Here is a 25,365-nt window from a genome sequence, read left to right on the forward strand (position 1 = left end):
CCTCGCCTCGGCGTAATGCAACGACGCCCAGGGCACACGCTCCCACGACGGCCAGCAGTAGCCAGGGAATATGGCGCAGCAGGCTATTATTGTTTGTCATTTTTATATTCCAGCCAGAGTGGACAAGAAAGAAGCCACTGGAGTTTAGCGCTAACCCGGACAAAGACCATACTCGACATTCGTCTGCCAGCGGGCGAAAGATGGCGATGCCCTGCCAGTTGGGGTCTATAGTCAATGGATCTCCGGAGGGAAAAGCGTAATGAGCGATCGCCGCCGCTTTGTACGAATCGAATTCCATGCCAGGACCGAACTGATCCAGAAGCCATACAAATGGCCAGTGGAGCTGCTGGACCTGTCTCTCAAAGGTCTGCTGATCAAAAAACCCGAACCCTGGCTGGGTGATCCCGAGAAAACCTTCGAAGCCGATATCCACCTGGGCAAGGACGTCGAGGTAAAAATGGAAGTCCGGCTCACCCACGACGACCATGGCCACCTGGGTTTCGTCTGTGAGCATATCGATCTGGACTCCATTTCCTATCTGCGCCGGTTCGTGGAATTGAACCTCGGCGATCAGGAGGAGCTGGAGCGGGAATTTGCGGCGTTGATCCGGATTTGATCGGCCTCTTTGTGGGAGCAGGCTTGCCCCCACAGGTCTTTCCACAGCGCGGGTATCATTCGAACAGCGCATCCAGCGCCTGCTCCAGGCGTGTCACGGCAATGATCTGCAAACCCTGTGGCGTTTCCTTCGGTGCGTTGCCCTTGGGCACGATCGCCCGTTTGAAGCCATGCTTGGCCGCTTCCTTGAGTCGCTCCTGACCACTGGGCACCGGCCGCACTTCGCCCGACAGCCCCACTTCACCGAACACCAGCAGGTCATGGGGTAGCGGTCGATTGCGCAAGCTGGACATCACCGCCGCCATCAGCGCCAGGTCGGAGGCGGTTTCCAGCACTTTCACACCGCCCACCACGTTGAGGAAAACGTCTTGGTCGTGGGTCGGGATCCCCCCGTGTCGATGCAGGACAGCCAGCAACATGGCGAGTCGGTTCTGATCCAGCCCCAGGGTGACGCGGCGCGGGTTCGCCAAGTGACTGTCGTCCACCAGTGCCTGTACCTCCACCAGCATTGGACGGGTACCTTCCCAAGTGGCCATGACTACACTGCCCGGCACTTCTTCCTGGGCACGAGTCAGAAAAATCGCCGAAGGGTTGGAGACTTCTTTAAGCCCCCTGTCGGTCATGCCGAACACCCCCAGTTCGTTGACCGCGCCGAAGCGGTTTTTCACCGCCCGCAATAAACGCAGACGACCATCGGACTCACCCTCGAAATACAACACGGTGTCTACCATGTGCTCCAGCACTCGCGGGCCCGCCAACGCGCCCTCCTTGGTGACGTGGCCCACCAGGAAAATCGCCGTGCCACTCTGCTTGGCATAACGCACCAGCAGCGCCGCGCTTTCACGCACCTGGGAGACGCCGCCCGGTGCCGATTGCAGTTGCTCGGTGAAAATCGTCTGGATCGAGTCGATCACCATCACTTTGGGCTTTTCCAGGCGGGCCGTGGCGATGATGGTTTCAATGCAGGTTTCGGTCATGACCCGCAGTTGATCCTGGGGCAATCCCAGGCGCCGGGCGCGCATGGCGACCTGTTGCTGCGACTCCTCGCCCGTGACGTACAGCGCCGGCATCCGGGTGGCGATGTTGCACAAGGTTTGCAGCAGGATGGTGGATTTGCCGATGCCCGGATCCCCGCCGATCAACACCACCGAACCGTCCACCAGGCCGCCACCCAATACGCGGTCCAACTCACCGGACGCGGTGGAGAAACGCGGGATTTCCTCGACGCTGACTTCGGCCAGGGTCTTGATCTGCGCCTGCTGGCCGGCCCACCCGGTACGACCGGTGGGTGCCGCCGCCCCGCCGCTTTCCACCATGGTTTCGGTCAGGGTGTTCCAGGCGCCGCATTCACTGCACTGGCCGGCCCATTTGGGAAAGGTCGAGCCGCACTCGGTGCAGCCGTACATGCGCTTTGCCTTGGCCATCTGAACCCCCGGGAAAAACCGCGATGATAGCCCAGGCAGAGGTCAACGAGGGGCCGGCATTCTGATTTCACCCTTGGCCAGATCCGCCGCGGTATTGCCCAGCGGGTCCGTCGCTTGCAGGTCGGCGCCCTTGGCCTTCAAGGCGTCGAGCAGCTCGGCACGCTTGAACAGGCCGGCATACATCGCCGCAGTCTGCCCGGCAGCGTTGCGCTGGTCGGGACTGCAATCGGTTGACATCAAACGACGGGCGATCTGCACTTCGCCCTTGAAAATGGCCCCCATCAGCGCCGTGTTACCGCGCTTGTCCTGGGCACAGGCATTTGCCCCGGCGGCCAGCAGCCGTTCCACCGCCGGCCCCTGGCCGTGATAAGCCGCCAGAATCAGTGCGGTGTAGCCTTTTTCATCCTGGGTGTCGAGCGAATAACCCGCCTCGATGAAGGTATCGAGCATCTCCATATCGCCCCGGCGGGCGGCGTCGAAATAATAGTTATGCAGTTGTTCCTGTACGGCAGCCGGGTCGGCAGGTACTGGCTGGTCGGCGAGCGCGACCGTCGACCAGATCGCAACTATCGGCAATAGAAATCTACCCTTCATGACATCTCCTTAGGTGCAGTCTCACAGGAAGTCGGTGGTGTACACCAACCCCAAGATCACCAAAGCCCATGTAGAAGCGAGCCTGCTCGCGATAGCGGGCTATCAGCCGACATCGTCACTGACTGATCCACCGCATCGCGGACAGGCTCGCTCCCACTGGGTCTACCCCTGCTACCGGTGGATCAGTCGGTCAGCTTTTCCGCCAACGCCTTGACCCGCGCCAGATCGCCCTTGGCGACACGGGCCACGCCAGTGCCGTACTCAGGATCGGCCTTGTAGAGGAAGGACAGGATGATGTGCTTGCTCTCATCATCGGTAGTCGCCAGCGACCCACCGAAGCTTTCGATCAGGTCATTGCGCTCTTTCTGGTTGAACGAGCGATAGAGGTCACCGGCCTGCTTGAAGTTCTGCTCACGCTGGATCTTCGCCTGCTGGGTGCTGCCGGTCAGCGCGGTCTGGCTGTAGCGCGCCGAAGACTGCTCGTCACGAGGCATCAGGCGGCTGGGTTGATAGTTGACGCCGGTGCTGGTGCTGCCGAGGTTCATCGCGCCGTCCTGGTTACCGTTGTTCACCGCGACCTTGGGCGCGTTGATCGGCAACTGCAATGCATTGGCGCCTACCCGGTACATCTGCGTGTCGGCATAGGAGAACACACGCCCCTGCAACAGACGATCCTCGGAAGGCTCGATGCCAGGCACCAGGTTGGCCGGCGCCATTGCCACTTGTTCGGTTTCCTGGAAGACATTGGCCGGGTTACGGTTCAAAACCATTTGTCCGACTTTGCGCTCAGGCACACCCGGCCAAATCTTGGTCGCGTCCAGCGGGTCGAAATCGAAACGGGACAACTCCTCCGGCTTGAGAACCTGAACGTAGAGGTCCCACTTCGGAAAGTCCCCTTTATTGATATGACTGACCAAATCATTGGTCATATGGCTGTAATCTTGCCCCTGAACTTTCACCACTTCTTTCGGATCGAGGTTTTTCAACCCCTGCAAACTTTTCCAGTGAAACTTGACGTAATGAACGTCGCCCTTGGCATTCACCAGTTTGTAAGCGTGTACGCCATTGCCATCCATTTCGCGATAACTGGCCGGAGTGCCGGAGTTTGAATACAGCTCGGTCAGGGTTCGCGTCGCCTCTGGCACATGGGAGAAGAAGTCGAATCGACGAGCGTCATCATCCAGGTTGGTCCGAGGGTCGGGTTTGAACGCGTGGACCATATCGGGAAACTTGATGGCATCGCGAATAAAAAAGGTCGGGAAGTTATTCCCAACCAAGTCCCAGTTACCGTCCGCCGTGTAGAATTTGGTAGCGAAGCCACGAGGATCGCGCAGAGTTTCCGGGGAATGATTGCCATGCACCACGGCCGAAAAGCGAACGAACACCGGCGTGGTCTGGCCTGCCGCGAAGACCTTCGCCTTGGTCAGATCACTGAGGTCGTTGGACACCGTGAAAGTACCATGGGCGCCAGTGCCACGGGCATGTACCACACGTTCGGGAATGCGTTCACGGTCGAAGCGCTGGAGTTTCTGGATCAACTGCACGTCTTGCAGCAGGGTCGGACCGTTGGGACCTGCCGTCTGCGAGTTCTGGTTATCGCCAACCGCAGCCCCGTTATCCCGGGTCAGGGTGGCAGCATTGACAGAGAAGGACAACAGGCCAGCGGTCAGTGCGAAAAGGGCGCGACGGGGCGAAAGCGTTCCGCCGCCAAGGGAAGTATTCATCGGATTTTTCCTCTGATGTTATAGAGCGCATCCATGTGCGCTTTTCAGAGGCTAGTGCCCGAAAAAGCAAAACCTAAATAGAAATGCCATACCGCCGTGATAGAAAAAACGTTATTGGTGAGTGGGCTGGAATGCGTGTAGCACGCGCGATTGATGGCACTTTGTAAACTTTTAGACAGGCCCCGGGTCGATAAGGAGGCGTTTTGTAAGCAGGCGTGTCGAGCGGGGCGCGCCTGGCTGAATTACACTGCCATTCAATCTCATCTGTCACAAGGAATTACTCATGGGCGTGCTAAGCGAATTCAAGGCCTTCGCGGTCAAAGGCAATGTCGTCGACATGGCCGTCGGGATCATCATCGGGGCTGCGTTCGGAAAAATTGTCTCTTCATTTGTCGGCGATGTGGTGATGCCGCCCATCGGCCTGCTGATCGGCGGAGTGGATTTCAGCGACCTGGCAATCACACTCAAGGCCGCCCAGGGCGATACTCCGGCGGTGGTGCTGGCCTACGGCAAGTTCATCCAGACCACGGTGGACTTCCTGATTGTGGCCTTCGCAATTTTCCTGGGCGTCAAAGCCATCAACCGTCTCAAACGCGAAGAGGCCGTGGCGCCCAGCGCACCGCCGGTTCCGACCAAAGAAGAGCAGTTGCTGACCGAAATCCGCGACCTGCTCAAGGCGCAGAACGAAAGGCAGTGATCAATTCACGTCGAATACGGCGTCTTGCGACGCCCTTTTCCTACCAGTAGTTTTCCACTGCCACCTGGCCCGGTCGCCGGGTAAGGCTCAATTGCAGTCCGCGGGCCTTGAGCAGCTTGCGCGTGTCATCGATCATCTGCGGGTTGCCACACAGCATGACCCGCGAATGCTCCGGCACCAGCGTGATGCCAGCCGCCCGCTCCAGTTCGCCGTTTTCAATCAGCGTGGTGATGCGCCCATTGAGCGCGCCAGGATGCTGCTCACGGGTCACCGTCGCGATGAAACGAAACTTGTGCGCATGCTCGGCCAGGTAATCACGCCGGGCCAGACCATCGATCAGGTCCTGATACGCCAGCTCCCGTGCCTCGCGGACGCTATACACCAGAACAATCCGTTCGAACCTCTCCCATACCTCGAAATCCTGGAGAATCGAAAGAAACGGCGCCACTCCCGTCCCGGTGGACAATAGCCACAGATCCCTGCCGTCCGCAAAACGGTCCAATGTCAGATAGCCAAAGGCCTGACGCTCCACCAACAGGCTGTCGCCCGGTTGCAGGCGGTTGAGTTCGCTGGTGAATTCCCCGTCCGGAACGACGATGGAAAAAAATTCGAGATAGTCATCGAATGGCGAAGAAACCATGGAATAGGCGCGCCAGACGGTACTTCCATCATCCTTGACGACCCCCAGCCGGGCGAACTGACCTGCCGTGAAACGGAAACCGCGATCCCGAGACGTCCGCAAGGTGAACAGATGAGGCGTTACTGGTCGCACCTCCAGCAGGGTCTGGCGGGTGAACTTCTCTGCGCTGTCGGTCATGAGCCACTCCAGGGAACAAGAAACCACAGTGTCCCGCAAAGTGGGCGAGCTAACCACCGACAGAGAGTAGTGGCATTGAGTCATGGCATGGTGATTCGATGCTATGACTCATACAAAAGTTATACAAACAGACGACTGCTGTAGCAGTAACAATGATTCAAAGTTTTTTATCCAATGTAGCTCGCCGCAAGCAACAACAAAAAATCTAACTACAAATCGGGAAAAGTCCTACACTATTCCTTCGCACCACAAATTGGATCCACGCAGCTGAATGTCAACTCAGGAGATTGTGATGGACAAGTGGAAGGACTTACAGTTGAGGAAGTTATCCTGCGAAAAAGACCTGCATACAGCCTATCGCCTGGTCTTGAATTTCTTTAATAATCAGGGATTTGAATTTTGTGCATTTGCCGCTTATCTCGGCAGCCCCAACAACCATACCAACAAGGTAAACCTGAATAATTACCCTTATGGATGGGACAGATTATATGAACAGAACGGGTATGCTTCGAAGGACCCTGTAGTAGCACACTGCAATCAATCGCCACTCCCCATTCTCTGGGACGAAACCCTCTTTGCCCAGACGCCCAAGTTATGGGAAGAACTTAACCGACAAGGCCTCAGGTACGGCTGGACCCAATCCATTCATGACGAACAAGGCATCTATTGCAGCCTGTTCAGCCTCGCCCGGACCGACTGCCCCATCGATATAGAAGAGCATTACGGGAATCTGGGCTACGCCATTTTCGCCAGCCAGCGGTTGCATGCACTGGCGAGCAAGAAGATGTTCGACGCGACCGAAATGACACAAAAATGTCATTTATCCCCCAGAGAGATCGAAGTGCTCAAATGGTCCGCCGAAGGGAAGACCGCGTCGGAGGTGGGCAGGATCCTTTGTCTTTCCGAACGCACGGTGAATTTCCATGTGTGCAGTTGCATGCGAAAACTGAACGTCAACAATAAGATCTCAGCCGTTGCCAAGGCGGCGCACATTCACGTGATCTGATAGCGGCCTACGCCATCGGCCTTGAAAACCCACGAGTATTGCACGGCGAAAAAACGTAACATTCACGGTTCCACTTGAATGATGACGCGCTTAGCACGCGACGCTGTTCATTCAGGCGGTCCCGCTGCGAACACCTGCCCCAGGGCAGCGGGACATCCGTCGATTGCCAGAGTCCCCAGCCATGCCCCTGCTTGACAGCCCCTTCGCCCAGCTCGACTTGATCCGCCAGCCCGAACAGCAGAACGAACCCCTGCAAGCCTTCGACGCGGCCGATGAATACCTGCTCGCCTACCTGGCCGAACAACAGCCGACCACGAATACCCGGATCCTGATCCTTAATGATGGATTTGGCGCCCTGGCAGCCAGCCTGGCCGGTCACGTTGAGGTCATCAGCAGCAGCGACTCGTTCCTGGCCTTGCAGGCACTGGAAAAGAACCTGGTGCGCAACGGGCGCCCCTTCGATACGGTGCCGACCTTGCCGGCCAGCGAGCCGCTGACCGGCCCCTTCGACAGGGTCCTGATCAAGGTGCCTAAAACCCTCGCCCTGCTGGAAGAGCAACTGATCCGCCTGCAAGGCCAGTTGGCGCCAGGGGCTCAGGTGATTGCAGGGGCCATGGTCAAGCACCTGCCTCGGGCGGCGGGTGATCTGTTGGAACGCTACATCGGCCCGGTGCAGGCCTCCCTGGCAGTGAAAAAAGCACGCCTGCTGGTCGCCACGCCTGCCGACAGGGCGCCGACAGTATCGCCCTACCCTACCCGCTACCGACTGGACGAGCCGCAGATCGAACTGCTCAATCATGCCAACGTGTTCTGCCGGGAAGGATTGGACATCGGCACCCGGGCGTTCCTGCCGCATCTGCCGAAGAACCTGGGAGCAGCCCAAGTCGCGGACCTGGGTTGCGGCAACGGCGTGCTGGCGATTGCCAGCGCCCTGCAGAACCCACAGGCCCACTACACACTGGTGGATGAATCCTACATGGCCGTGCAATCGGCCGCAGAGAACTGGCGGGCGGCCCTGGGCGAGCGCGAGGTGACCGTGCGGGCCGGTGACGGCCTGGCCGGGCAAGCTGCGCAGTCATTGGACGTGGTGCTGTGCAATCCCCCCTTCCATCAACAACAGGTCGTGGGCGACTTCCTGGCCTGGCGGATGTTCCAGCAGGCTCGCGAGGCGTTAGTGGTCGGCGGCGCGCTGTACATCGTCGGCAACCGCCACCTGGGCTATCACAGCAAACTGGCGCGGCTGTTCCGGGGTGTCGAGCAAGTGGCCGCGACCCCGAAATTCGTGATTCTCAAAGCCCGTAAGTAGATCGTCCTCCGTGGGAGATCGTCCTCTGTGGGAGCAAAGCTTGCTCGCGATGCAAGCACCTTGATTCTTCAGAGACCGCGTTGTCTTCATCGCGGGCAAGCCTTGCTCCCACAGGCTTTGCCCCCACAGGTCTTGCTTCCACAGAGAAATCAATGAGTGGTCAGGCCCGCGGCGTTCATGAACATGCGCATCAGGCTGGCGACGATAAACAGCGCCAGCACACTCCCCGCCCAGATACCCGCGAGCCAGCCAAGCCGTTGCCAGAGCGGCTTTTTTTCGGCGGCCTCGATTTCTTTCAAGTCTGGCTTGGCCATTCTCGGCACCTCGCAGGTCAATCAATGGTAACCGTCATCATGGGTCACCTTGCCCCGGAACACGTAGTAGCTCCAGAAGGTGTACACCAGGATCAACGGAATGATGAACAACGTGCCCACCAGCATGAAGCCCTGGCTCTGGGGCGGTGACGACGCGTCCCAGATCGAGATGGACGGCGGCACAATGTTCGGCCACAGGCTGATGCCCAGGCCGCTGTAGCCGAGGAAGATCAGTACGAGGGTCAGGATGAACGGCGTGTAGTTCGCATTGCGGGCCACGGCGCGGAACAGCCCGTACATGGTCACCAGCACCAGGATCGGCACTGGCAGGAACCAGAACAGGTTCGGCAGGGTGAACCAGCGGGCCGCGATGTCGGCGTGGGCCAGCGGCGTCCAGATGCTGACGATACCGATCACCGCCAGCACCACGAACGCCAGCGGCCGCGCCAAGTCGTGCATCTGCTCTTGCAGCTTGCCTTCGGTCTTCATGATCAGCCAGGTGCAACCGAGCAAGGCATAGGCAGCGATCAGTGCCAGGCCGCAGAACACGGTGAACGGCGTGAACCAGTCCAGGGAGCCCCCGGCATACTGACGATTGACCACCTCGAAGCCGTCGATGAATGCGCCCAGCGCTACCCCCTGGAAGAAGGTGGCCGCCAGCGAGCCGCCGATGAAGGCCTTGTCCCAGAGGTGTCGCTTGTCGGCCTTGGCCTTGAAGCGGAACTCGAAGGCAACGCCCCGGAAGATCAGGCCGATGAGCATCAGGATCAACGGCAGGTACAACGCCGAGAGCACCACCGAATAAGCCAGCGGGAACGCGCCGAACAGACCCGCGCCGCCCAGCACCAGCCAGGTTTCGTTACCGTCCCAGACCGGGGCCACGGTGTTCATCATCACGTCACGGTCGCGCTCGCCCTTGATGAAAGGGAAAAGAATGCCGATTCCCAGGTCGAAGCCGTCCATGATCACGTACATCATGATGCCGAAGATGATGACCACGGCCCAGATCAGCGGAAGATCAATACCCATGACTCAATTCCCCTTGTTCGAGCGGTCGTTGTGGTCGGCTTCGTCGGCGCCTTCGTTGGCCGCCGACAACGGACGGGCCGGGGTGCGTTTCTGGCCCGGGCCGCCATCGGTCGGCTCGGCTTCGTGAGCCACAGGCCCCTTGCGCACCAGGCGCATCATGTAGCTCAGGCCCGCGCCGAACAGCGCGAAGTACACCACCACGAACAGCACCAGGGTGATGCTCATCTGGGCGAAGCTGTGACCGGACGAAGCATCGGCCGTGCGCATCAAGCCATAGACCACCCATGGCTGGCGGCCGATTTCGGTGGTGAACCAGCCGGCCAGGATCGCGACCAACCCGGATGGCCCCATCCACAACACCAGATGCAGAAACGGACGCGACTGGAAGATCCGGTCGTTGCGACGCAGCCACAAGCTGCACAGACCGGTGAAGATCATCAGCAGCCCAAGTCCCACCATGACCCGGAACGACCAGAACACGATGGTTGAATTCGGTCGATCCTCAGGGGGGAACTCCTTGAGGGCCGGCACCTGCTTGTCCAGGCTGTGGGTCAGGATCAAGCTGCCCAGGTAGGGAATCTCTACCGCGAACCTGGTCCGTTCCTCCTTCATGTCCGGCCAGCCGAACAGGATCAGCGGGGTTGGCTCATTGCCGACGTTCTCCCAGTGGCCTTCGATGGCCGCGATCTTCGCCGGTTGATGCTTGAGGGTGTTGAGCCCGTGGAAGTCACCGATGACCGCCTGGATTGGCGCCACCAGCAAAGCCATCCACATCGCCATCGACAGCATGCGGCGAATGGCCGGGTTATCGCGGCCGCGCAGCAAATGCCAGGCCGCCGAGGAGCCGACGAAAAATGCCGTGGCAACGAACGCCGCCGTGGACATGTGCAGCAGGCGGTAAGGGAATGACGGGTTGAACACCACCGCCAGCCAGTCCACCGGAATCACCCGGCCATCGACGATTTCGTATCCCTGCGGCGTCTGCATCCAACTGTTGGAGGACAGGATCCAGAAGGTGGAGATCAGCGTGCCGATCGCCACCATCACCGTGGAAAAGAAATGCAGGCCACGGCCGACGCGATTCCAGCCGAACAGCATCACGCCCAGGAAGCCCGCTTCGAGGAAGAATGCCGTGAGCACTTCGTAGGTCAGCAGCGGCCCGGTGATCGCACCGGCGAAGTCCGAGAACCGGCTCCAGTTGGTGCCGAATTGATAAGCCATGACCAGTCCGGATACCACGCCCATGCCGAAGTTGACGGCAAAGATCTTCGACCAGAAGTGGTACAGGTCGCGGTAGGTGTCATCGCGGGTCTTGAGCCACAGGCCTTCGAGCACCGCCAGGTAACTCGCCAGGCCGATGGTAATGGCCGGGAACAGGATGTGGAACGAAATGGTGAATGCGAACTGGATCCGGGCGAGATCGAGCGCCTCCAAACCGAACATAAGTCTTCCTCTGTCAGGTAAAACCGGCTGCGGGCGGGGCCTGCATCACGACCCCCACGGATATGGAGTGCGATGCATTTCAAATCGTTCTTTTTAATAACCTTCACAACGCAGGTGTCTGCCCAGCCCAACACCTTGACGTGGTGTTGATCTGGATCAAGCTTCGATCAAAGAGTAGTCGCATTCCCGCCGATGAACGGCGTGGTCTTTTGCCGCGTGACAGGTTGTCTCAGTCGGTTCAGCAATAGGAAAGCCCAATGGAAGATAAGGTTGCGGGTAATGACTGTGGGAGCAAAGCTTGCTCGCGATTACGGCAGCTCAGTCGACAACCCTGTTGGCTGGTCTACCGCTATCGCGAGCAAGCTTTGCTTCCACGGGTGCCCAAATCGATGTTTGGCTAACTATTTTTCCAGTGATCGTACCTCCCATCGCAGCTCGGTGATAATCTCGATGCCCTCTCCACCGGACCCATCATAGATGCCCAGCCAAGCGCCGTTGCTGCTCCGTCACCACCGCCCTTTCATCGCCTTCTGGCTGGCCCGGATCTTTACCGCCAGCGGTTTCCAGATGCTCACCGTCGCCATCGGCTGGAACCTCTACCAGTTGACCGGCAATGTCCTGGACCTGGGGCTCGTGGGTTTGGTGGAGTTCGCACCGCGGGTGTTGTTCATGCTCCACACCGGCCACGTGGCCGACCGCTATGACCGGCGCAAGGTCGCGGCAATCTGCCAGTCGATGCAGGCGATGATCGCCCTGGCGCTGGTCATCGGCAGCGCCACCGACCAGGTCACCCGCGAGATGATCTTCATTCTGGCGTTCCTGCTGGGTGCCGCCCGCTCTTTCGAAATGCCCACCACCCAGGCGTTGTTGCCCAGCATCGTGCCCGCCGAACTATTTCCCCGTGCCGTGGCCGCCGCGCAATCGGCCCAGCAATCGGCCACCATCGTCGCCCCTGCTCTCGGCGGGCTGCTCTATGCGTTCGGCAGTGTCTGGGTCTATGGACCGACCGTGGCGCTCTACCTCATCGCCTGTTGCCTGATGCTCAACCTGCCCGCTCGCCAAACTCCGCTGAACAAAGGCAAGGCCACCCTCGATTCGCTGCTGGCCGGGATACGCTTCATTCGCAGCCGCCCGGACATCCTCGGGGCCATTTCCCTGGACCTGTTCGCGGTGCTGCTGGGCGGGGCGACGGCGCTGTTGCCGGTGTTCGCCAAGGACATCCTGCTCACCGGCCCCTGGGGACTGGGCCTGTTGCGTTCGGCCCCAGCGGTGGGCGCCTTGCTGATGTCGTTGTGGCTGGCGCGTTTCGCCGTGGAGCGCAACGTGGGCCGGGTGATGTTCACTGCCGTGGGGGTGTTCGGCGTCGCCACCATTGCGTTCGGTCTTTCCACATCCTTCTGGTTTTCCCTGGCGGTGCTGGTGGTGCTAGGCGCGGCGGACATGATCAGCATGGTGATCCGCGCTTCTTTCGTGCAATTGGAAACCCCGGATGAAATGCGCGGCCGGGTCAGCGCGGTGAACGGCCTGTTCATCGGCGCCTCGAACCAGTTGGGCGAATTCGAATCGGGCCTGACCGCCCATTGGTTCGGCACCGTGCCGGCGGTGGTCATGGGCGGTGTGGGCACGCTGCTGGTGACCGGGGCCTGGATCAAGTTGTTCCCGACCCTGGCCAACCGCGACCGGATGCACGAACCGGTCGCCGCGAAAGCCTAGAGCAACTTGTCGAGGGTGATGGGGAACTCCCGCACCCGCTTGCCGGTGGCGTGATAGATCGCATTCGCCACGGCTGCTGCCACCCCCACGATGCCGATCTCACCAACGCCCTTGGAGCCCAGGGCGTTGACGATCTCATCATCTTCCTCGACGAAAACCACCTCAATGTCGCCGATATCGGCGTTGACCGGCACATGGTATTCGGCCAGGTTGTGGTTCATGTGCCGACCCAGGGCGTGGTCGGTCAGAGTCTCTTCGTGCAGAGCCATGCCGATGCCCCAGACCACGCCACCGAGGATCTGGCTGCGGGCGGTTTTCGGGTTGATCACCCTTCCAGCGGCAATCGCGCTGACCACTCGATTGACCTTCACGGTGCCCAGGTCTTCGTCCACCAGCACCTCGACGAATACCGCTGAATGCGTGGCCGTGGCATAGGCCTCGCGTTTTTTGTCAGGCCCGGCACTCACTTCAGCCTGCAACGGTGTCTCGCCACTGCTTTGCGCCAAGTGCGCCAGCGGTACGCTTTCATCGCCTGACCACAGTTGGCCGTCTGCGAAGGTCACTTGCTCCAGGGTCGCACCCGCGAAGGCCGGGCAGGTCTGCCGGGCCACGTCCAGCAGCTTCTCGTTCAGCGCCTCACAGGCTTGCTGCACGGCAGTACCCACTGAGGAGACGGTGAATGAACCACCCTGCAATGGGGCAGTCGGCAGTGAAGAGTCGCCCAGGACAAACGTGACGTCGTCCAGGGAAACCCCACACGTCCCGGCGGCGATCTGAGTCATGACCGTATAGGTGCCGGTGCCGATGTCCGTGGTGGCGCTGCTGACCGTCAGCTTGCCGTTAGCATCCAGCGATGCACGGGCGCTGGCCTTCTGTTGCATGGCTTCCCACACGCCTCCCGCCATCCCCCAACCGACCAACTGCCGACCGGAGCGCATGCTGCGCGGTTCGGGGTTGCGCTTGTCCCAGCCGAAGCGCTGGGCGCCTTCGGCATAACACTCTCGCAGCGCCTTGCTGGAATACGGCTTGCCTTCGTTCTCGTTGCGCTCGGCGTAGTTGATCAAGCGCAATTGGATCGGATCGATCGCCAGCGCACAGGCCAGTTCATCCATGGCGCACTCCAGGCCGATCAAGCCCAGAGCGGCGCCGGGAGCCCGCATGTCCAGGGGCGTGTAGACATCCAGCGGCACCAGTTTGTAAGTCAGTTGCACGTTGTCGCAGTGATAAAGCATGCCGCTCCACTCCACCACGTGCTCGGTGAAATCTTCGAAGCGCGACGTCTGGCCAGTGGCGGAGTGCGCCACCGCCAGCAAGCGTCCATTGGCCGCCGCGCCTAATTGCACGCGCTGGAACGTCCGAGGCCGATAGCCAAAGGTGAACATCTGTTGACGCGTCAGGCTGACCCGCACGGACCGTTTGAGAGCCAGCGCGGCCATCACTGCCAGGGGCAACTGATATTGAGGCCGCAGGCCGGAACCGAAGGCGCCGCCGACGAAGGCGGCGAACACCCGCACTTGTTCTTTCTCAAGGCCAAAGACTTTCTGAATGTAAGCCTGGCAGTTCTGCGCGCCCTGGGTCTTGTCGTGGATGTGCAGGCCGCCGTCCGCTTGATACAACACCGTGGACGCATGGGGTTCCATCGGGTTGTGATGTTCCACCGGCGTGCTGTAGGACACATCCACGCTGATCGCTGAACTGGCGTACTCACCCTGAAAATTCCCACGAGGCTTAGGCAATTCGGCCGGTGCCGGATGGGCTTCGTTTTGCAGGATTGCCAGATCCGTCTGATGGTCCTGAGCTTCGTATTCGATTTCAATGAGCGAACCGGCATAGCGGGCAAGCTCAAGGTTTTGCGCAACCACCAGGGCCAGCGGCTGCCCGCTGTAGAGAATCTGGTCGTTGTACAGCGGCCGGAACGGCGAACCTTCCGCCGCATCGGCGTCCTGGTAGGGTTCGTCGTAGCTGGCGATCCTGGGACGGTTGGTGTGATCGATCACCGCGATCACACCCGGCAACGCCAATGCCTTGGTCGCATCGATGCGCAACACACGGCCACAGGCGATAGGCGCCGACACGACGCTGCCATGCAACAAGCCGTCTGCGGGATATTCAGCGGCATAACGGGCCTGGCCTGTCACCTTGAGCAGACCATCGACCCGATCCAGCGGTTGTCCTATGGATTTTGCAATGTTCATCAGGCATTCCCTCCCGCCAGTGCGGCATCGCTCAAGGCCCGGACGATCGCCCGGCGCGCCAGACGAACCTTGAAACCGTTGTGTGCCAACGGCTCGGCGTTCTGCAACAGCGCATCGGCGGCGGCCGTGAACGTCTCGCGGCTGACGGTCCGGCCGCTCAACCAACTTTCCACCGCCCGGTCGCGCCAGGGCTTGTGGGCCACGCCCCCCAGGACCAGGCGCGCCTCACGGATCGTCGGTCCGTCCAGTTCCAGCGCCACCGCCACCGAAACCAGTGCAAAGGCGTACGACGCCCGATCCCGGATCTTCAAGTAATGGCTGTGGTCGGCAAAACCGGGAGCGGGCAACTCGATGGCCGTCACCAGTTCGTCATCGGCCAGTTGATTGTCCCGCTCCGGCGCGTCGCCAGGCAGACGATGAAAGTCCGCAAATTCGATGGTCCGCGCCCCGCCCCGGCCCAGAACATGGACCACGGCCTCAAGGGCCGCGAGGGCGACGCACATGTCCGAGGGATGGGTCGCGACACAGTACTCGCTGGCACCGAAAATCGCGTGGATCCGGTTCAATCCGTCCCGGGCCGGGCAGCCGCTGCCGGGCCGACGCTTGTTACACGGCACGTTGGCATCGTAGAAGTAGTAACAACGCGTACGTTGCAGCAGGTTGCCGCCGGTGCTGGCCATGTTGCGCAACTGCGGCGAAGCGCCCGCCAGGATGGCTTGGGACAACAGCGGATAGCGACGTTCGATCCAGGGGTGCCAGGCCAGGTCGGCATTGCTCACAAGGGCACCGATCATCACCCCGCCGGACGGGGTTTCGCTGAGATCCGCCAGGGGCAGTCCGGTGATGTCGATCAGGTGTTCGGGGCGGGTGAGGTTTTCTTTCATCAAGTCCAGCAGGTTCGTGCCACCGGCAATGAAGCGTGACGTCGGACTGGACAGGTCGATGGCCGCCTGCACGGTGTCGGGCTTACTGTATTGAAAGGGATTCACTGGTCACCTCCCTGCTCTGGCTGTCGGCAGAGCGGCAAGGCTTCTTCGATGGCGTCACGGATGTTGTTATAGGCGCCACACCGGCACAGGTTGCCGCTCATCAGTTCGCTGATTTGCTCACGGGTCTGCGCCCTGCCCTCATGGGCCAGCGCTACCGCTGAACAGATCTGCCCCGGCGTGCAATAGCCGCATTGGAAAGCGTCATGCTTGATGAACGCCTGCTGCATGGGATGCAGTCGGTCGCCGTCGGCCAGGCCTTCAACAGTGGTCAATACAGCACCATCGCACATCACCGCCAGGGTCAGGCAGGCGTTGATCCGCTTGCCGTCGCGCAGCACCGTGCAGGCCCCGCACTGACCGTGGTCACAGCCTTTCTTACTGCCCACCAGATCCAACTGCTCGCGCAACAAGTCCAGCAGCGTGGTCCAGGGCAACACCTGCAACTCACGCAACTGACCGTTGAGCGTCAGGCGAATCGGATGGTGGACGAAGGACACCGGCGTCGCTTCGGACAGGGTCGCGCTCATGGAACACCTCACGGTTGGTCGTACACGCGGCGTTTTCGGAAACCGCCGTCATAAGGGGTACGACTTCAGGGTGAGGGAGAGCGTTCAAGGTAAATGCGGCGCATGTGAAAAAGCCCTACCAAGCGCAGAACGCACAAATCTGTCGGGCGCGAGCGGTATATAGATACCGCACCATGTGTAATGTATCGCCTTACACTCAATTCCATGATTAAATCCTTCCAGCACAAAGGCCTCAGGATCTTTTATGAAACGGGTTCGACCCGTGGCATCCGGGCTGACCATGGAAAACGCCTGGCTCGCATACTCCAGTTCATGGACAGGGCACAGGTCCCGAACGACTTGGATATCCCTGGGTGGCGACTGCATCCACTCAGAGGGGAACTCACCGAATACTGGTCACTGAGCGTGTCGGGCAACTGGCGAATTATTTTTCGCTTCATCGGATCCGATATCGAACTGGTCGATTATCTGGATTACCACTGATCAGGAGGCTGGAACATGCCCATGCACAATCCGCCACACCCTGGCGAAACGCTGCTGGTGGACGTGTTGCCTGAATTAGGCATCACAGTCACGGAGCTGGCACGACACCTCGGCTTCGCCCGGCCTCACCTTTCGCGGGTACTGCACGGCCATGCGCCAATCAGCCCTGATCTGGCGGTGCGCCTTGAGCGTGCCGGGATTGGCAAGGCCAGGGTTTGGCTGGGCGTCCAGACCGACTATGACTTGTGGCAAGCCGAACAGCGCGAACAACCCTATATCGAACCGTTCCTCCAGCACGCCTGATCGCTGTCAGGCCAGCAACTCCGCCGCCACCACAGCCCTCACACCCTTGCCGCTGAGTTGTTCCACCAGCGTCAGGGCGAATGCCAGGGCGGCGGCCGAGCCTTGGGCGGTAATGCAGTTGCCATCCACCACCACCGGTTGGTCGACGAAGGTGCAGCCGGAAAGTTGCTGACTCACCGCGGGCAGGCAGGTCATGCGTCGCTGGCGCAGTACGCCGAATGCTTGCAACGCCAGCGCTGGGGCTTCGGAGATGGCAGCGAAGTAGCGACCAGCGGCGGCCTGATCCTTGATCAATTGCTGCAACGGTTGATGAGCCGCCAGGTGCTGGGCGCCGATGATGCCGCCGGGCAGGACGATGAGGTCGAAATCCTGCGCCAGCACATCCACCAGCATGCCATCGGCGGTCAACCGGGTGCCGCGGGCGCAGGTAAGCATGCGACGTCCTTCGATGCTCGCCACAACCACTTCGACCTGAGCCCGACGCAGCACATCGATCAGGGTGACGGCTTGCAGGTCGTCGACCCCTTCGGCGACGGCAATCAGGGCTCGGGCAATCTTGGTTCCAGGAATCATGGTGACTCTCCGCTGCATGACTTCTGAAAGCCTAGACAGGTTTGCCGGATCGCGTCCTGCCGGTTGCGCGGCTTATTTGATGTACAACTGGGTCGACATGCGATTGCCCGGGGCATTGATCGAGACGTTGCTGAAGCTGAAGGTGCCCTCCTGCTTGCCCTTCAGGTCGAAGATGTACAGATAGCCGACCACCCGGGTCTGGGTGGAGCAGTCGTTGAGATTGCCGTTGCTGTACGCACAGACCGGCGAGCGGGTGCCATCGACCTCGAAACCGTCCAGCGTGACGTGGGGCTCGCGGCCGTAGCCGACTTCCAGTACGTAGACCTTGATATTCGGACCACTGTGGTCGCAACGGGTCTGGGCCTGCCCTTGGGCAATGTCTTCGAAGCCGCAGGCCGGCGATTCGACCTTGAGCACCTTGACCTCGCTCAAGGGCGCGGCTGACGCGGCATTGGCAGCCTGCCAGGGCAAACAAAGGCCCAACATCCAGCCCACGACAACCGCCAGCGTTTTTTTCCTGCAATACATAGAAACCTCCCAAGACCGCACGCAGTATGGCCCAGTTGTTGCCTGGGCAAAACATCGGCGACGATCGCAGCCACAACGCCATGCTACTGGTATGATGCGCGGCTTTTTCCGACTCACAGTAAATTCCGGGCGCCGCTGGCGCACTGTGCTTTGCTGTTTGAGTCGATACATTCACGGCGCCCGGCGCGCCACGGGGAGCAGACATGCTGGAAAGGCTGTTTCAACTCAAGGCACACAACACCAACGTGCGGACCGAGATCCTGGCGGGCGTCACGACGTTCCTGGCCATGGCCTACATTTTGTTCGTCAACCCGAGCATTCTCGGCGAAACCGGCATGGACAAGGGCGCGGTGTTCGTCGCCACCTGCCTGGCGGCGGCCATCGGCTCCACGGTGATGGGCCTGATCGCCAACTACCCGATCGCACTCGCACCGGGCATGGGCCTGAACGCCTTCTTCACCTACACCGTGGTCCTGCACATGGGCCATACCTGGCAAGTGGCGCTGGGGGCGGTGTTCGTGTCCGCCGTGCTGTTCTTCCTGTTGTCGATCTTTCGTATCCGCGAGTGGATCATCAACAGCATCCCGCTGCCCCTGCGCTCGGCCATTGCCGCCGGTATCGGCCTGTTCCTGGCGCTGATCGCCCTGAATAACGCCGGCATCGTGGTGAAGAACCCGGCGACCATGGTCGGCCTCGGCGACTTGAAACAACCGGCGCCGATCCTCGCGACCCTCGGTTTCGTCCTGATCGTTGCCCTGGAAGCACTAAAAGTGCGCGGCGCGGTGCTGATCGGCATCCTGGCGGTCACGGTCGTCTCTATCCTGATGGGCTTCACCCCGTTCGGCGGCATTCTTTCGACGCCACCGTCCCTGGCCCCGACCTTCCTGCAGTTGGACATCAAGGGCGCCCTGGACATCGGCCTGGTGAGCGTGATCTTCGCCTTCCTTTTCGTCGACCTGTTCGACAACTCCGGCACACTGATCGGCGTTGCCAAGCGCGCCGGGCTGATGGGCAAGGACGGACACATGCCGAAGATGGGCCGTGCGCTGATCGCCGACAGCACCGCCGCCATGGCCGGCTCGCTGCTGGGCACGTCCACCACCACCAGCTACATCGAATCGGCGGCGGGCGTCAGCGCCGGCGGCCGTACCGGCCTGACGGCCATCGTCGTGGCGTTCCTGTTCCTGCTGGCGTTGTTCTTCTCGCCACTGGCCGCCAGCGTCCCGGCCTTCGCCACCGCGCCGGCCCTGCTGTTCGTCGCCGTGCTGATGACCTCGGGCCTGGCGGAAATCGACTGGGACGACATCACCGTCGCCGCCCCGGTCGTGATCACCGCCCTGGCGATGCCATTCACTTATTCCATCGCCAATGGTATCGCCTTCGGCTTCATCGCCTGGACCGCCATCAAACTGGTGTCCGGCCGTGGCCGTGAGCTGAACCCGGCGCTGGTCATCCTGTCGATTCTGTTCGTGATCAAGTTGGGTTGGTTCAACGCATGACTTTCGATTCCCAGGCCTACGCCGCCCAGCTCCAGGACAAGGTCGCACGCTTGCGCGACCTCTTGGCTCCGTTCGATGCACCACAGCCTGACGTCTTCGACTCGCCACTGGAGCACTTTCGCCTGCGGGCCGAATTCCGCCTGTGGCGCGAGGCCGGCGAGCGGCATTACGCGATGTTTTCCCAGGACGACAAGCGCACGCCGATTCTCATCGAGCAATTCCCCATCGCCAGCCTGCGCATCAACCAGTTGATGCCGCAGCTCAAGGCAGCCTGGCAGGCCAGCGCGCCGCTGAGTCACAAGCTGTTCCAGGTGGAATTCCTGACCACCCTGGCCGGCGACGCGATGATCACCCTGTGTTATCACCGCCCGCTGGATGAGCACTGGCACGCTGCCGCCTCGAAGCTGGCGAGTGACCTGGGCGTGCACATCATCGGCCGCTCCAAGGGCAAGCGTGAAGTGCTCGGCCACGATTATGTGGTGGAAAAACTCGAAGTCGGCGGCCGCACCTTCAGCTACCGCCAGCCGGAAGGCGCCTTCACCCAGCCCAACGGCACGGTGAACCAGAAAATGCTCAACTGGGCTTACGAAGCGCTGGGTGATCGTAGCGATGACCTGCTGGAGCTGTATTGCGGCAACGGCAACTTCACCCTGCCCCTGGCGACCCGGGTACGTAAAGTCCTGGCGACCGAAATCAGCAAGACCTCGGTGAACGCGGCGCTGAGCAACCTCAGCGAAAACGCGGTGGATAACGTCACGCTGGTGCGCCTGTCGGCCGAAGAACTGACCGAGGCCCTGAACGAAGTCCGTCCGTTCCGCCGCTTGCAAGGCATCGACCTGAAAAGCTACGAGTTCGGCAGCGTCTTCGTCGACCCGCCCCGCGCTGGCATGGATCCGGACACCTGCGAGCTGACCCGGCGTTTCGACAACATCCTGTACATTTCCTGCAATCCGGAAACCCTCGCCGCCAATATCGCGCAACTGCACGACACCCATCGCATCGTGCGTTGTGCGTTGTTTGATCAATTTCCTTGGACCCATCATATGGAATCCGGGGTGTTGTTGACCCGGCGTTAGTCCTTTGTGGCCAGGGCCATCCCTGGCCACTGCGCTCCATTCCTATGCTCCAGTGCGAGCCGTCGTTCGATCATCGAACACTTAATGGCCGACGGCGTCGGCTTCGTTTGACCAAATTAACCATCTAGTACAATTTATCTCCACCGGCTGGAACCAGCCGACGCCAATAATAAAATTGTGGAGAAACGGCAATGCCTCCAATCGTTCTGGTGCTCAACGGCCCGAACCTCAACCTGCTCGGCAGCCGCGAGCCGGCGACTTATGGCCATGAAACCCTGGCGGACATCTCGGCGCTGTGCGGTCGAACGGCCGAAGAACTCGGCCTCACGGTAGAATTTCGCCAGACCAACCAGGAAAGCGAACTGATCGACTGGATTCACGGCGCCCGCGGCCGCTGCGCCGGTATCGTCATCAACCCGGCAGCCTGGACCCACACATCGGTGGCGATCCGCGATGCACTGGTGGCAAGCGAAGTGCCGGTGATCGAGGTTCATCTGTCGAACGTCCACGCGCGCGAAACGTTTCGTCATCACTCCTTCGTTTCATCCGTCGCCGTCGGCGTGATGTGCGGCTTTGGCAGCCATGGCTATCGCCTGGCCCTCGAACATTTCAGTCAGCGGTTGAAGGGTTGATGAGCATGTCGAAAACCACTGTGCTTGCCGGCCTGATCGGTGCGGGCATCCAGGCATCGCGAACGCCCGCCCTTCATGAACACGAGGGAGATGCCCAAGGCATGCGCTACCTCTATCGTCTGATCGATCTCGATATGTTGAAACTCGACAGCAGCGCCCTGCCCGACTTACTGAAAGCCGCCGAGCACATGAGCTTCACCGGCCTGAACATCACCTTCCCCTGCAAGCAGGCGATTATTCCGTTGTTGGATGAGCTGTCCCCCGAGGCCCGCGGTATCGGTGCGGTGAATACCGTCGTGCTCAAGGATGGCAAACGCGTCGGTCATAACACCGACTGCCTGGGGTTCGCCGAGGGCTTTCGTCGTGGGCTGAGCGATGTTTCGCGCAGGCATGTGGTCCAGATGGGCGCCGGTGGCGCTGGCGCAGCCGTTGCCCACGCATTGTTGGCAGAAAACATACAGACACTGAGCATCTTTGATGTCGAGGTCAGCCGTGCCGAGACGCTGGCGAACAATCTGAACCAGCATTTCGGAGCGGGCCGCGCCAGGGCCGGGCGTGATCTTGCCAGCGCCATGGCCGAGGCGGACGGGCTGGTGAACACCACCCCCATGGGCATGGCCAAGCTGCCCGGCATGCCGGTGCCGGTCGAGTTGTTGCGGGGCGAGTTGTGGGTGGCCGAAATCGTCTACTTCCCGCTGGAAACCGAACTGCTGCGTAACGCCCGGACCCTGGGTTGTCGCACCCTGGACGGCGGCCACATGGCGGTGTTCCAGGCGGTGAAGGCATTTGAACTGTTCAGCGGCGTAGCACCGGATGTGCAGCGGATGCTGACGCATTTTCAGAGCATGAACCACTGAATTGAAAATGCTTCCCTGTGGGAGCGGGCTTGCTCGCGAAGGGGCCCGCACAGTTGCCATAGAGGTTGACTGTCAGATCGCATTCGCGAACAAGCCCGCTCCCACAGGGGCTGCGTTCAGGCTTGCAGGTAACGCAACACCGACTCGCAGACCATCTCGCGATGCCGCCGCTTGACCGCTTCATCCGAGAAGTCGATCTGGAAAATTTCACCGAACGTCTGGCGGTTGGAAACCCGATAGAAGCAGAACGAACTGATCAGCAAATGCACATCCAAGGGCTCGAGGCCGGCGCGGAACACGCCCTCTTCGGCGCCCCGACGCAAAATCACACCCAACGAATCGAGGATGGTGCTGGTCATCGCCTTGATCGCACCTGACTGCTTCACGTACTCGGCGTTGTGGATGTTCTCGATGCAGACGATGCGCACGAAATCCACGTTTCGGTCATGGTGGTCGAAGGTGAACTCCACCAGGCGCCGGATCGCGTCGACCGGTGCCAGTTCCGCCAGGTGCAGGCGGCTCTCGGTGTTACGGATATCGCCGTAGAGTTTTTCCAGTACCTCGATGTACAACTGCTCCTTGCTGCCGAAGTAGTAGTAGATCATACGCTTTGAAGTGTGGATGCGCTCGGCGATGGCGTCGACCCGGGCACCGGCCAGGCCTTGCTGGACGAACTCGACGATGGCTTCCTGAAGAATGTTCTCCCGGGTTTTCTCCGGGTTGTTCTTGCGACTCTTGCGCGGCGCGGCGACAGGTTCGTCGACGGCGGCGGACAGTTCTGGATTCATAGTCATTGCGGGCTCACGGCCATCACTGCACAGGCTGGCGATTATGGGCCGCGCCGTGCAGTGAAGGAAGCCACGGGGTCGCCGTTTACCGCCGCGTTTACGATTTATCTACAACTTGGCGTGCCGCAAACCGCCGCTGCGAGACTTCGCCATGGCTGCCAGCCGCACCGCGACGTTGGCCGCGCCGTACCCGGCATAGCCGTTTTTGCGTTGAATGATCTCGAAGAAAAACCGCCCTTCGAATGGCTCGGTGTAGACGTGAAACAATTCACCGCCCTGAGCGTCACGGTCGTACAGCACGTTGAAGTAGGCCAGCTCGCTGAGGAACTCGTCATCGAAGTCGAAACGCGCGGCCAGATCGTCGTAGTAGTTGAGCGGAATATCCAGCAACGGCACGCCGGCCTCCTTGGCGCGGCTGACCTGGGCAAAGATGTCATCACAATCGAAAGCGATGTGATGCACGCCGGAACCGCGATAACTCGACAGTGCGTGTGAGATTGCGGTGTTGCGGTTCTCGGAAATATTCAGGGGCAAGCGGATCGAACTGCAACGGCTGCGCAGGGCCCGGCTCTTAACCAAGCCATACGGATCAGGCAGCACCACTTCGTCGTCGGCCTCGAAATCCAGCAAGCTCTTGTAGAACAGCACCCAACTGTCCAGGCTGTCGGCCGGTAGCGCCATGGCCATGTGGTCGATGCGCTTGAGGCCGGCCCCGATGACCGCGCCGGGCTGCAAGTTGAAATCGGTGCCATAAACGTCGGCCTCCTGGTCCACCAGGTAGATCAGGCTGCCGTCCGGGGCGCGCACCGCCGCCAGCTCCAGTTCGTTGGGCCCCACCAACCCGCGGTAGGGCTGGCCCTTGTAGGCCACGGCCCGTTCCAGGGCGCTGGCGCTGCTCTTGACCCGCACGGCGGTGGCGCACAGCGACGGTCCGTGGGCTTCGAAGAAGCTGTGGGCAAAGGAATAGGGTTCGCAGTTGAGGATCAGATTGATATCGCCCTGGCGCAGCAGGCTCACGTTCTTGGAGCGATGCTCGCCGGCCTTGACGAACCCCAGTCGCTCCAGCCAGTGGGAGAGCTTGGCGCCCAGGCTGTCGTCCACGGCGAACTCGAGAAACTCGATGCCGTGGTATTCACTGGCCGGCGACGTGGCAAACAGGATATCGGTGTTGGCCGCAGGCGCGGCTTCTTCGGCCAGGCGCTGGCGGGTCTTTTCTTCCAGATACAACAACGAGCGCAGCCCGTCGGCGGCATTGGCCCGTGGAGGGGCGGCGCGAAAACCGTCGTTGAAGATCTCCAGCGACAGCGGCCCGGTATAACCGCTCTTGATGATCGGCGCCAGAAAGCCCGGCAAGTCGAACTCGCCCTGCCCCGGGAAACAGCGGAAATGCCGGCTCCATTCCAGCACATCCATGGCCAGGATCGGCGCGTCGGCCATCTGCACGAAGAAGATTTTCTCGCCCGGAATGTCAGCGATGGCGCTCGGATCGCCCTTGAGCGATAAGGTGTGGAAACTGTCGAGCAACACGCCGAGGCTGGGATGATCGGCCTGGCGCACGATATTCCAGACCTGCTGATACGTATTGACGTGCCGCCCCCAGGCCAGGGCCTCGTAGCCAATGCGCAAGCCACGAGCACCGGCCCGTTCGGCCAGCAACCGCAGATCATCCACCAGAATCCGCTCGTCGCCCATGCTGTCGGCTGAGGCGTTGCTGCACACCAGCACCAGGTCGGTGCCCAGCTCCTGCATCAGATCGAACTTGCGTTCGGCCCGCTCCAGGTTGCGCGCCAGGCGATCGCGACGGCAGCCTTCGAAATCACGGAACGGCTGAAACAACGTAATGGCGATGCCCAGATCGGCGCACATCTGCCGGATTTCCCGAGGGCTGCCGTCGTAATAGAGAAGATCGTTCTCGAAGATTTCCACGCCGTCGAAACCGGCGGCGGCAATGGCTTCGAGTTTTTCCGGCAGGGTACCGCTCAAGGATACGGTGGCAATGGAACGCTGCATGACTTCGGCTCCCGGGACAGGCATCGGCTACAGAAGGTGCGCCGCTTTTGAAAGATTGAGCCGATTATTGGGTTGCCGGTTTCTTTGGGCAATTTAATATGTACCACCCAGTTAGTTTTTTGGGCGATTATCGAACATAAAGGCCGAATGCCGAATTGACGATTTTTTGTCCACTGCGCACCATCGGCCCCACATTGATGCAGGCCAAACCACCGACACCAAT

The 25,365-nt window shown here is 60.6% G+C and carries 25 protein-coding genes and 1 pseudogene; 11 read left to right on the forward strand and 15 right to left on the reverse strand.

Going from position 1 to position 25,365, the window contains the following annotated elements:
• Positions 1-100: pseudogene (locus LCU97_RS26940) on the reverse strand (carbon starvation CstA family protein); the annotation flags it as partial.
• A 159-nt stretch (positions 101-259) separates the two neighbouring features.
• Between LCU97_RS26940 and LCU97_RS23345 the strand changes: the two are divergent.
• The gene (locus LCU97_RS23345; protein WP_053151646.1) at positions 260-616 is read left to right on the forward strand and encodes a PilZ domain-containing protein; all 357 of its coding nucleotides are present in this window, start codon (positions 260-262) and stop codon (positions 614-616) included.
• Positions 617-671: 55 nt separating this feature from the next.
• On the opposite strand, the gene radA is transcribed toward LCU97_RS23345, so the two are convergent.
• From radA to LCU97_RS23360, 3 genes are all read right to left on the reverse strand, one after another.
• Positions 672-2,039 carry a DNA repair protein RadA gene (gene radA, locus LCU97_RS23350; RefSeq protein ID WP_232777900.1) on the reverse strand — a complete coding sequence of 456 codons (1,368 nt, stop codon included), beginning with the start codon at positions 2,037-2,039 and terminating at the stop codon, positions 672-674.
• A gap of 42 nt (positions 2,040-2,081) precedes the next feature.
• The gene (locus tag LCU97_RS23355; RefSeq protein ID WP_053151649.1) at positions 2,082-2,633 is read right to left on the reverse strand and encodes an ankyrin repeat domain-containing protein; all 552 of its coding nucleotides are present in this window, start codon (positions 2,631-2,633) and stop codon (positions 2,082-2,084) included.
• A gap of 182 nt (positions 2,634-2,815) precedes the next feature.
• On the reverse strand, positions 2,816-4,357 hold the full coding sequence (locus LCU97_RS23360; protein ID WP_053151651.1) for a catalase: 1,542 nt from the start codon (positions 4,355-4,357) through the stop codon (positions 2,816-2,818).
• Positions 4,358-4,640: 283 nt separating this feature from the next.
• On the opposite strand from LCU97_RS23360, the gene mscL reads away from it, so the two are divergent.
• Positions 4,641-5,054, forward strand: coding sequence for a large-conductance mechanosensitive channel protein MscL (gene mscL, locus LCU97_RS23365; RefSeq protein ID WP_232777901.1), 414 nt, complete (start codon positions 4,641-4,643; stop codon positions 5,052-5,054).
• Positions 5,055-5,094: 40 nt separating this feature from the next.
• On the opposite strand, the gene LCU97_RS23370 is transcribed toward mscL, so the two are convergent.
• On the reverse strand, positions 5,095-5,871 hold the full coding sequence (locus LCU97_RS23370; RefSeq protein ID WP_232777902.1) for a ferredoxin--NADP reductase: 777 nt from the start codon (positions 5,869-5,871) through the stop codon (positions 5,095-5,097).
• A 292-nt stretch (positions 5,872-6,163) separates the two neighbouring features.
• On the opposite strand from LCU97_RS23370, the gene LCU97_RS23375 reads away from it, so the two are divergent.
• Both LCU97_RS23375 and LCU97_RS23380 read left to right on the forward strand, forming a co-directional pair.
• Complete coding sequence (locus LCU97_RS23375) at positions 6,164-6,877, forward strand: autoinducer binding domain-containing protein (RefSeq protein WP_053151657.1); 714 nt, start codon at positions 6,164-6,166, stop codon at positions 6,875-6,877.
• Positions 6,878-7,058: 181 nt separating this feature from the next.
• Entirely contained in the window at positions 7,059-8,183 is a 1,125-nt protein-coding gene (locus tag LCU97_RS23380; protein ID WP_232777903.1) for a methyltransferase, read from the forward strand.
• 149 nt (positions 8,184-8,332) lie between these two features.
• Here the strand turns inward: LCU97_RS23380 and LCU97_RS23385 are convergent, their stop codons facing one another.
• Genes LCU97_RS23385 through LCU97_RS23395 form a run of 3 tightly spaced genes read right to left on the reverse strand, consistent with a single transcriptional unit; the run spans position 8,333 to position 10,969 of the window.
• Positions 8,333-8,497: a DUF2474 domain-containing protein gene (locus LCU97_RS23385; RefSeq protein WP_082339747.1), complete on the reverse strand. Its 165-nt coding sequence runs from the start codon at positions 8,495-8,497 to the stop codon at positions 8,333-8,335.
• A gap of 21 nt (positions 8,498-8,518) precedes the next feature.
• Positions 8,519-9,526 carry a cytochrome d ubiquinol oxidase subunit II gene (cydB, locus tag LCU97_RS23390; protein WP_053151661.1) on the reverse strand — a complete coding sequence of 336 codons (1,008 nt, stop codon included), beginning with the start codon at positions 9,524-9,526 and terminating at the stop codon, positions 8,519-8,521.
• Between the two features lie 3 nt (positions 9,527-9,529).
• Complete coding sequence (locus LCU97_RS23395) at positions 9,530-10,969, reverse strand: cytochrome ubiquinol oxidase subunit I (protein ID WP_232777904.1); 1,440 nt, start codon at positions 10,967-10,969, stop codon at positions 9,530-9,532.
• A gap of 477 nt (positions 10,970-11,446) precedes the next feature.
• On the opposite strand from LCU97_RS23395, the gene LCU97_RS23400 reads away from it, so the two are divergent.
• The gene (locus tag LCU97_RS23400; protein ID WP_053151665.1) at positions 11,447-12,682 is read left to right on the forward strand and encodes an MFS transporter; all 1,236 of its coding nucleotides are present in this window, start codon (positions 11,447-11,449) and stop codon (positions 12,680-12,682) included.
• Here the strand turns inward: LCU97_RS23400 and LCU97_RS23405 are convergent.
• The 3 genes from LCU97_RS23405 to LCU97_RS23415 are packed head-to-tail and all read right to left on the reverse strand — an operon-like array spanning position 12,679 to position 16,393.
• On the reverse strand, positions 12,679-14,877 hold the full coding sequence (locus LCU97_RS23405) for a xanthine dehydrogenase family protein molybdopterin-binding subunit (protein WP_232777905.1): 2,199 nt from the start codon (positions 14,875-14,877) through the stop codon (positions 12,679-12,681). The genes LCU97_RS23400 and LCU97_RS23405 overlap by 4 nt on opposite strands.
• Positions 14,877-15,866, reverse strand: a complete 990-nt coding sequence (locus LCU97_RS23410) for an FAD binding domain-containing protein (RefSeq protein WP_053151669.1) — start codon at positions 15,864-15,866, stop codon at positions 14,877-14,879. The genes LCU97_RS23405 and LCU97_RS23410 overlap by 1 nt, the downstream gene beginning before the upstream one ends.
• A complete protein-coding gene (locus tag LCU97_RS23415) occupies positions 15,863-16,393 on the reverse strand; it encodes a (2Fe-2S)-binding protein (RefSeq protein WP_053151671.1) in 531 nt (176 codons plus the stop codon). Before LCU97_RS23415 ends, LCU97_RS23410 begins: the two co-directional genes overlap by 4 nt.
• Positions 16,394-16,597: 204 nt before the next feature.
• Here LCU97_RS23415 and LCU97_RS23420 point away from each other — a divergent pair, with 204 nt between their 5' ends.
• Both LCU97_RS23420 and LCU97_RS23425 read left to right on the forward strand, forming a co-directional pair.
• Positions 16,598-16,876 carry a type II toxin-antitoxin system RelE/ParE family toxin gene (locus LCU97_RS23420; RefSeq protein WP_053151961.1) on the forward strand — a complete coding sequence of 93 codons (279 nt, stop codon included), beginning with the start codon at positions 16,598-16,600 and terminating at the stop codon, positions 16,874-16,876.
• Between the two features lie 15 nt (positions 16,877-16,891).
• Complete coding sequence (locus LCU97_RS23425) at positions 16,892-17,179, forward strand: HigA family addiction module antitoxin (RefSeq protein WP_053151673.1); 288 nt, start codon at positions 16,892-16,894, stop codon at positions 17,177-17,179.
• Between the two features lie 6 nt (positions 17,180-17,185).
• On the opposite strand, the gene LCU97_RS23430 is transcribed toward LCU97_RS23425, so the two are convergent.
• Positions 17,186-17,752, reverse strand: a complete 567-nt coding sequence (locus LCU97_RS23430) for a DJ-1 family glyoxalase III (RefSeq protein WP_053151675.1) — start codon at positions 17,750-17,752, stop codon at positions 17,186-17,188.
• 72 nt (positions 17,753-17,824) lie between these two features.
• Positions 17,825-18,280: a DUF4879 domain-containing protein gene (locus LCU97_RS23435; RefSeq protein ID WP_053151677.1), complete on the reverse strand. Its 456-nt coding sequence runs from the start codon at positions 18,278-18,280 to the stop codon at positions 17,825-17,827.
• A 203-nt stretch (positions 18,281-18,483) separates the two neighbouring features.
• Between LCU97_RS23435 and LCU97_RS23440 the strand changes: the two genes are divergently transcribed.
• From LCU97_RS23440 to LCU97_RS23455, 4 genes are all read left to right on the forward strand, one after another.
• Positions 18,484-19,779, forward strand: a complete 1,296-nt coding sequence (locus LCU97_RS23440; protein ID WP_053151680.1) for an NCS2 family permease — start codon at positions 18,484-18,486, stop codon at positions 19,777-19,779.
• Positions 19,776-20,855, forward strand: coding sequence for a tRNA (uridine(54)-C5)-methyltransferase TrmA (trmA, locus tag LCU97_RS23445; RefSeq protein ID WP_232777906.1), 1,080 nt, complete (start codon positions 19,776-19,778; stop codon positions 20,853-20,855). The genes LCU97_RS23440 and trmA overlap by 4 nt, the downstream gene beginning before the upstream one ends.
• A 191-nt stretch (positions 20,856-21,046) precedes the next feature.
• Positions 21,047-21,487, forward strand: a complete 441-nt coding sequence (gene aroQ, locus LCU97_RS23450) for a type II 3-dehydroquinate dehydratase (RefSeq protein WP_053151684.1) — start codon at positions 21,047-21,049, stop codon at positions 21,485-21,487.
• Positions 21,488-21,492: 5 nt separating this feature from the next.
• A complete protein-coding gene (locus LCU97_RS23455; RefSeq protein WP_408636436.1) occupies positions 21,493-22,344 on the forward strand; it encodes a shikimate dehydrogenase in 852 nt (283 codons plus the stop codon).
• A 116-nt stretch (positions 22,345-22,460) separates the two neighbouring features.
• On the opposite strand, the gene LCU97_RS23460 is transcribed toward LCU97_RS23455, so the two are convergent.
• Entirely contained in the window at positions 22,461-23,138 is a 678-nt protein-coding gene (locus tag LCU97_RS23460) for a TetR/AcrR family transcriptional regulator (protein ID WP_053151686.1), read from the reverse strand.
• A 102-nt stretch (positions 23,139-23,240) separates the two neighbouring features.
• Positions 23,241-25,142 carry a 3-dehydroshikimate dehydratase QuiC gene (gene quiC, locus LCU97_RS23465; RefSeq protein ID WP_232777908.1) on the reverse strand — a complete coding sequence of 634 codons (1,902 nt, stop codon included), beginning with the start codon at positions 25,140-25,142 and terminating at the stop codon, positions 23,241-23,243.
• Positions 25,143-25,365 lie beyond the last annotated feature (223 nt).

The sequence above is a fragment of the Pseudomonas uvaldensis genome, from assembly GCF_021271205.1.
GTDB classification, from domain to species: domain Bacteria; phylum Pseudomonadota; class Gammaproteobacteria; order Pseudomonadales; family Pseudomonadaceae; genus Aquipseudomonas; species Aquipseudomonas uvaldensis.

Bases quoted from the DNA above. Each gene is read 5' to 3' on its own strand.
- LCU97_RS23345 (WP_053151646.1), top strand. From the start codon at position 260: ATGAGCGATCGCCGCCGCTTTGTACGAATCGAATTCCATGCCAGGACC.
- radA (WP_232777900.1), bottom strand. From the start codon at position 2,039: ATGGCCAAGGCAAAGCGCATGTACGGCTGCACCGAGTGCGGCTCGACC.
- LCU97_RS23355 (WP_053151649.1), bottom strand. From the start codon at position 2,633: ATGAAGGGTAGATTTCTATTGCCGATAGTTGCGATCTGGTCGACGGTC.
- LCU97_RS23360 (WP_053151651.1), bottom strand. From the start codon at position 4,357: ATGAATACTTCCCTTGGCGGCGGAACGCTTTCGCCCCGTCGCGCCCTT.
- mscL (WP_232777901.1), top strand. From the start codon at position 4,641: ATGGGCGTGCTAAGCGAATTCAAGGCCTTCGCGGTCAAAGGCAATGTC.
- LCU97_RS23370 (WP_232777902.1), bottom strand. From the start codon at position 5,871: ATGACCGACAGCGCAGAGAAGTTCACCCGCCAGACCCTGCTGGAGGTG.
- LCU97_RS23375 (WP_053151657.1), top strand. From the start codon at position 6,164: ATGGACAAGTGGAAGGACTTACAGTTGAGGAAGTTATCCTGCGAAAAA.
- LCU97_RS23380 (WP_232777903.1), top strand. From the start codon at position 7,059: ATGCCCCTGCTTGACAGCCCCTTCGCCCAGCTCGACTTGATCCGCCAG.
- LCU97_RS23385 (WP_082339747.1), bottom strand. From the start codon at position 8,497: ATGGCCAAGCCAGACTTGAAAGAAATCGAGGCCGCCGAAAAAAAGCCG.
- cydB (WP_053151661.1), bottom strand. From the start codon at position 9,526: ATGGGTATTGATCTTCCGCTGATCTGGGCCGTGGTCATCATCTTCGGC.
- LCU97_RS23395 (WP_232777904.1), bottom strand. From the start codon at position 10,969: ATGTTCGGTTTGGAGGCGCTCGATCTCGCCCGGATCCAGTTCGCATTC.
- LCU97_RS23400 (WP_053151665.1), top strand. From the start codon at position 11,447: ATGCCCAGCCAAGCGCCGTTGCTGCTCCGTCACCACCGCCCTTTCATC.
- LCU97_RS23405 (WP_232777905.1), bottom strand. From the start codon at position 14,877: ATGAACATTGCAAAATCCATAGGACAACCGCTGGATCGGGTCGATGGT.
- LCU97_RS23415 (WP_053151671.1), bottom strand. From the start codon at position 16,393: ATGAGCGCGACCCTGTCCGAAGCGACGCCGGTGTCCTTCGTCCACCAT.
- LCU97_RS23420 (WP_053151961.1), top strand. From the start codon at position 16,598: ATGATTAAATCCTTCCAGCACAAAGGCCTCAGGATCTTTTATGAAACG.
- LCU97_RS23425 (WP_053151673.1), top strand. From the start codon at position 16,892: ATGCCCATGCACAATCCGCCACACCCTGGCGAAACGCTGCTGGTGGAC.
- LCU97_RS23430 (WP_053151675.1), bottom strand. From the start codon at position 17,752: ATGATTCCTGGAACCAAGATTGCCCGAGCCCTGATTGCCGTCGCCGAA.
- LCU97_RS23435 (WP_053151677.1), bottom strand. From the start codon at position 18,280: ATGTATTGCAGGAAAAAAACGCTGGCGGTTGTCGTGGGCTGGATGTTG.
- LCU97_RS23440 (WP_053151680.1), top strand. From the start codon at position 18,484: ATGCTGGAAAGGCTGTTTCAACTCAAGGCACACAACACCAACGTGCGG.
- trmA (WP_232777906.1), top strand. From the start codon at position 19,776: ATGACTTTCGATTCCCAGGCCTACGCCGCCCAGCTCCAGGACAAGGTC.
- aroQ (WP_053151684.1), top strand. From the start codon at position 21,047: ATGCCTCCAATCGTTCTGGTGCTCAACGGCCCGAACCTCAACCTGCTC.
- LCU97_RS23455 (WP_408636436.1), top strand. From the start codon at position 21,493: ATGTCGAAAACCACTGTGCTTGCCGGCCTGATCGGTGCGGGCATCCAG.
- LCU97_RS23460 (WP_053151686.1), bottom strand. From the start codon at position 23,138: ATGACTATGAATCCAGAACTGTCCGCCGCCGTCGACGAACCTGTCGCC.
- quiC (WP_232777908.1), bottom strand. From the start codon at position 25,142: ATGCAGCGTTCCATTGCCACCGTATCCTTGAGCGGTACCCTGCCGGAA.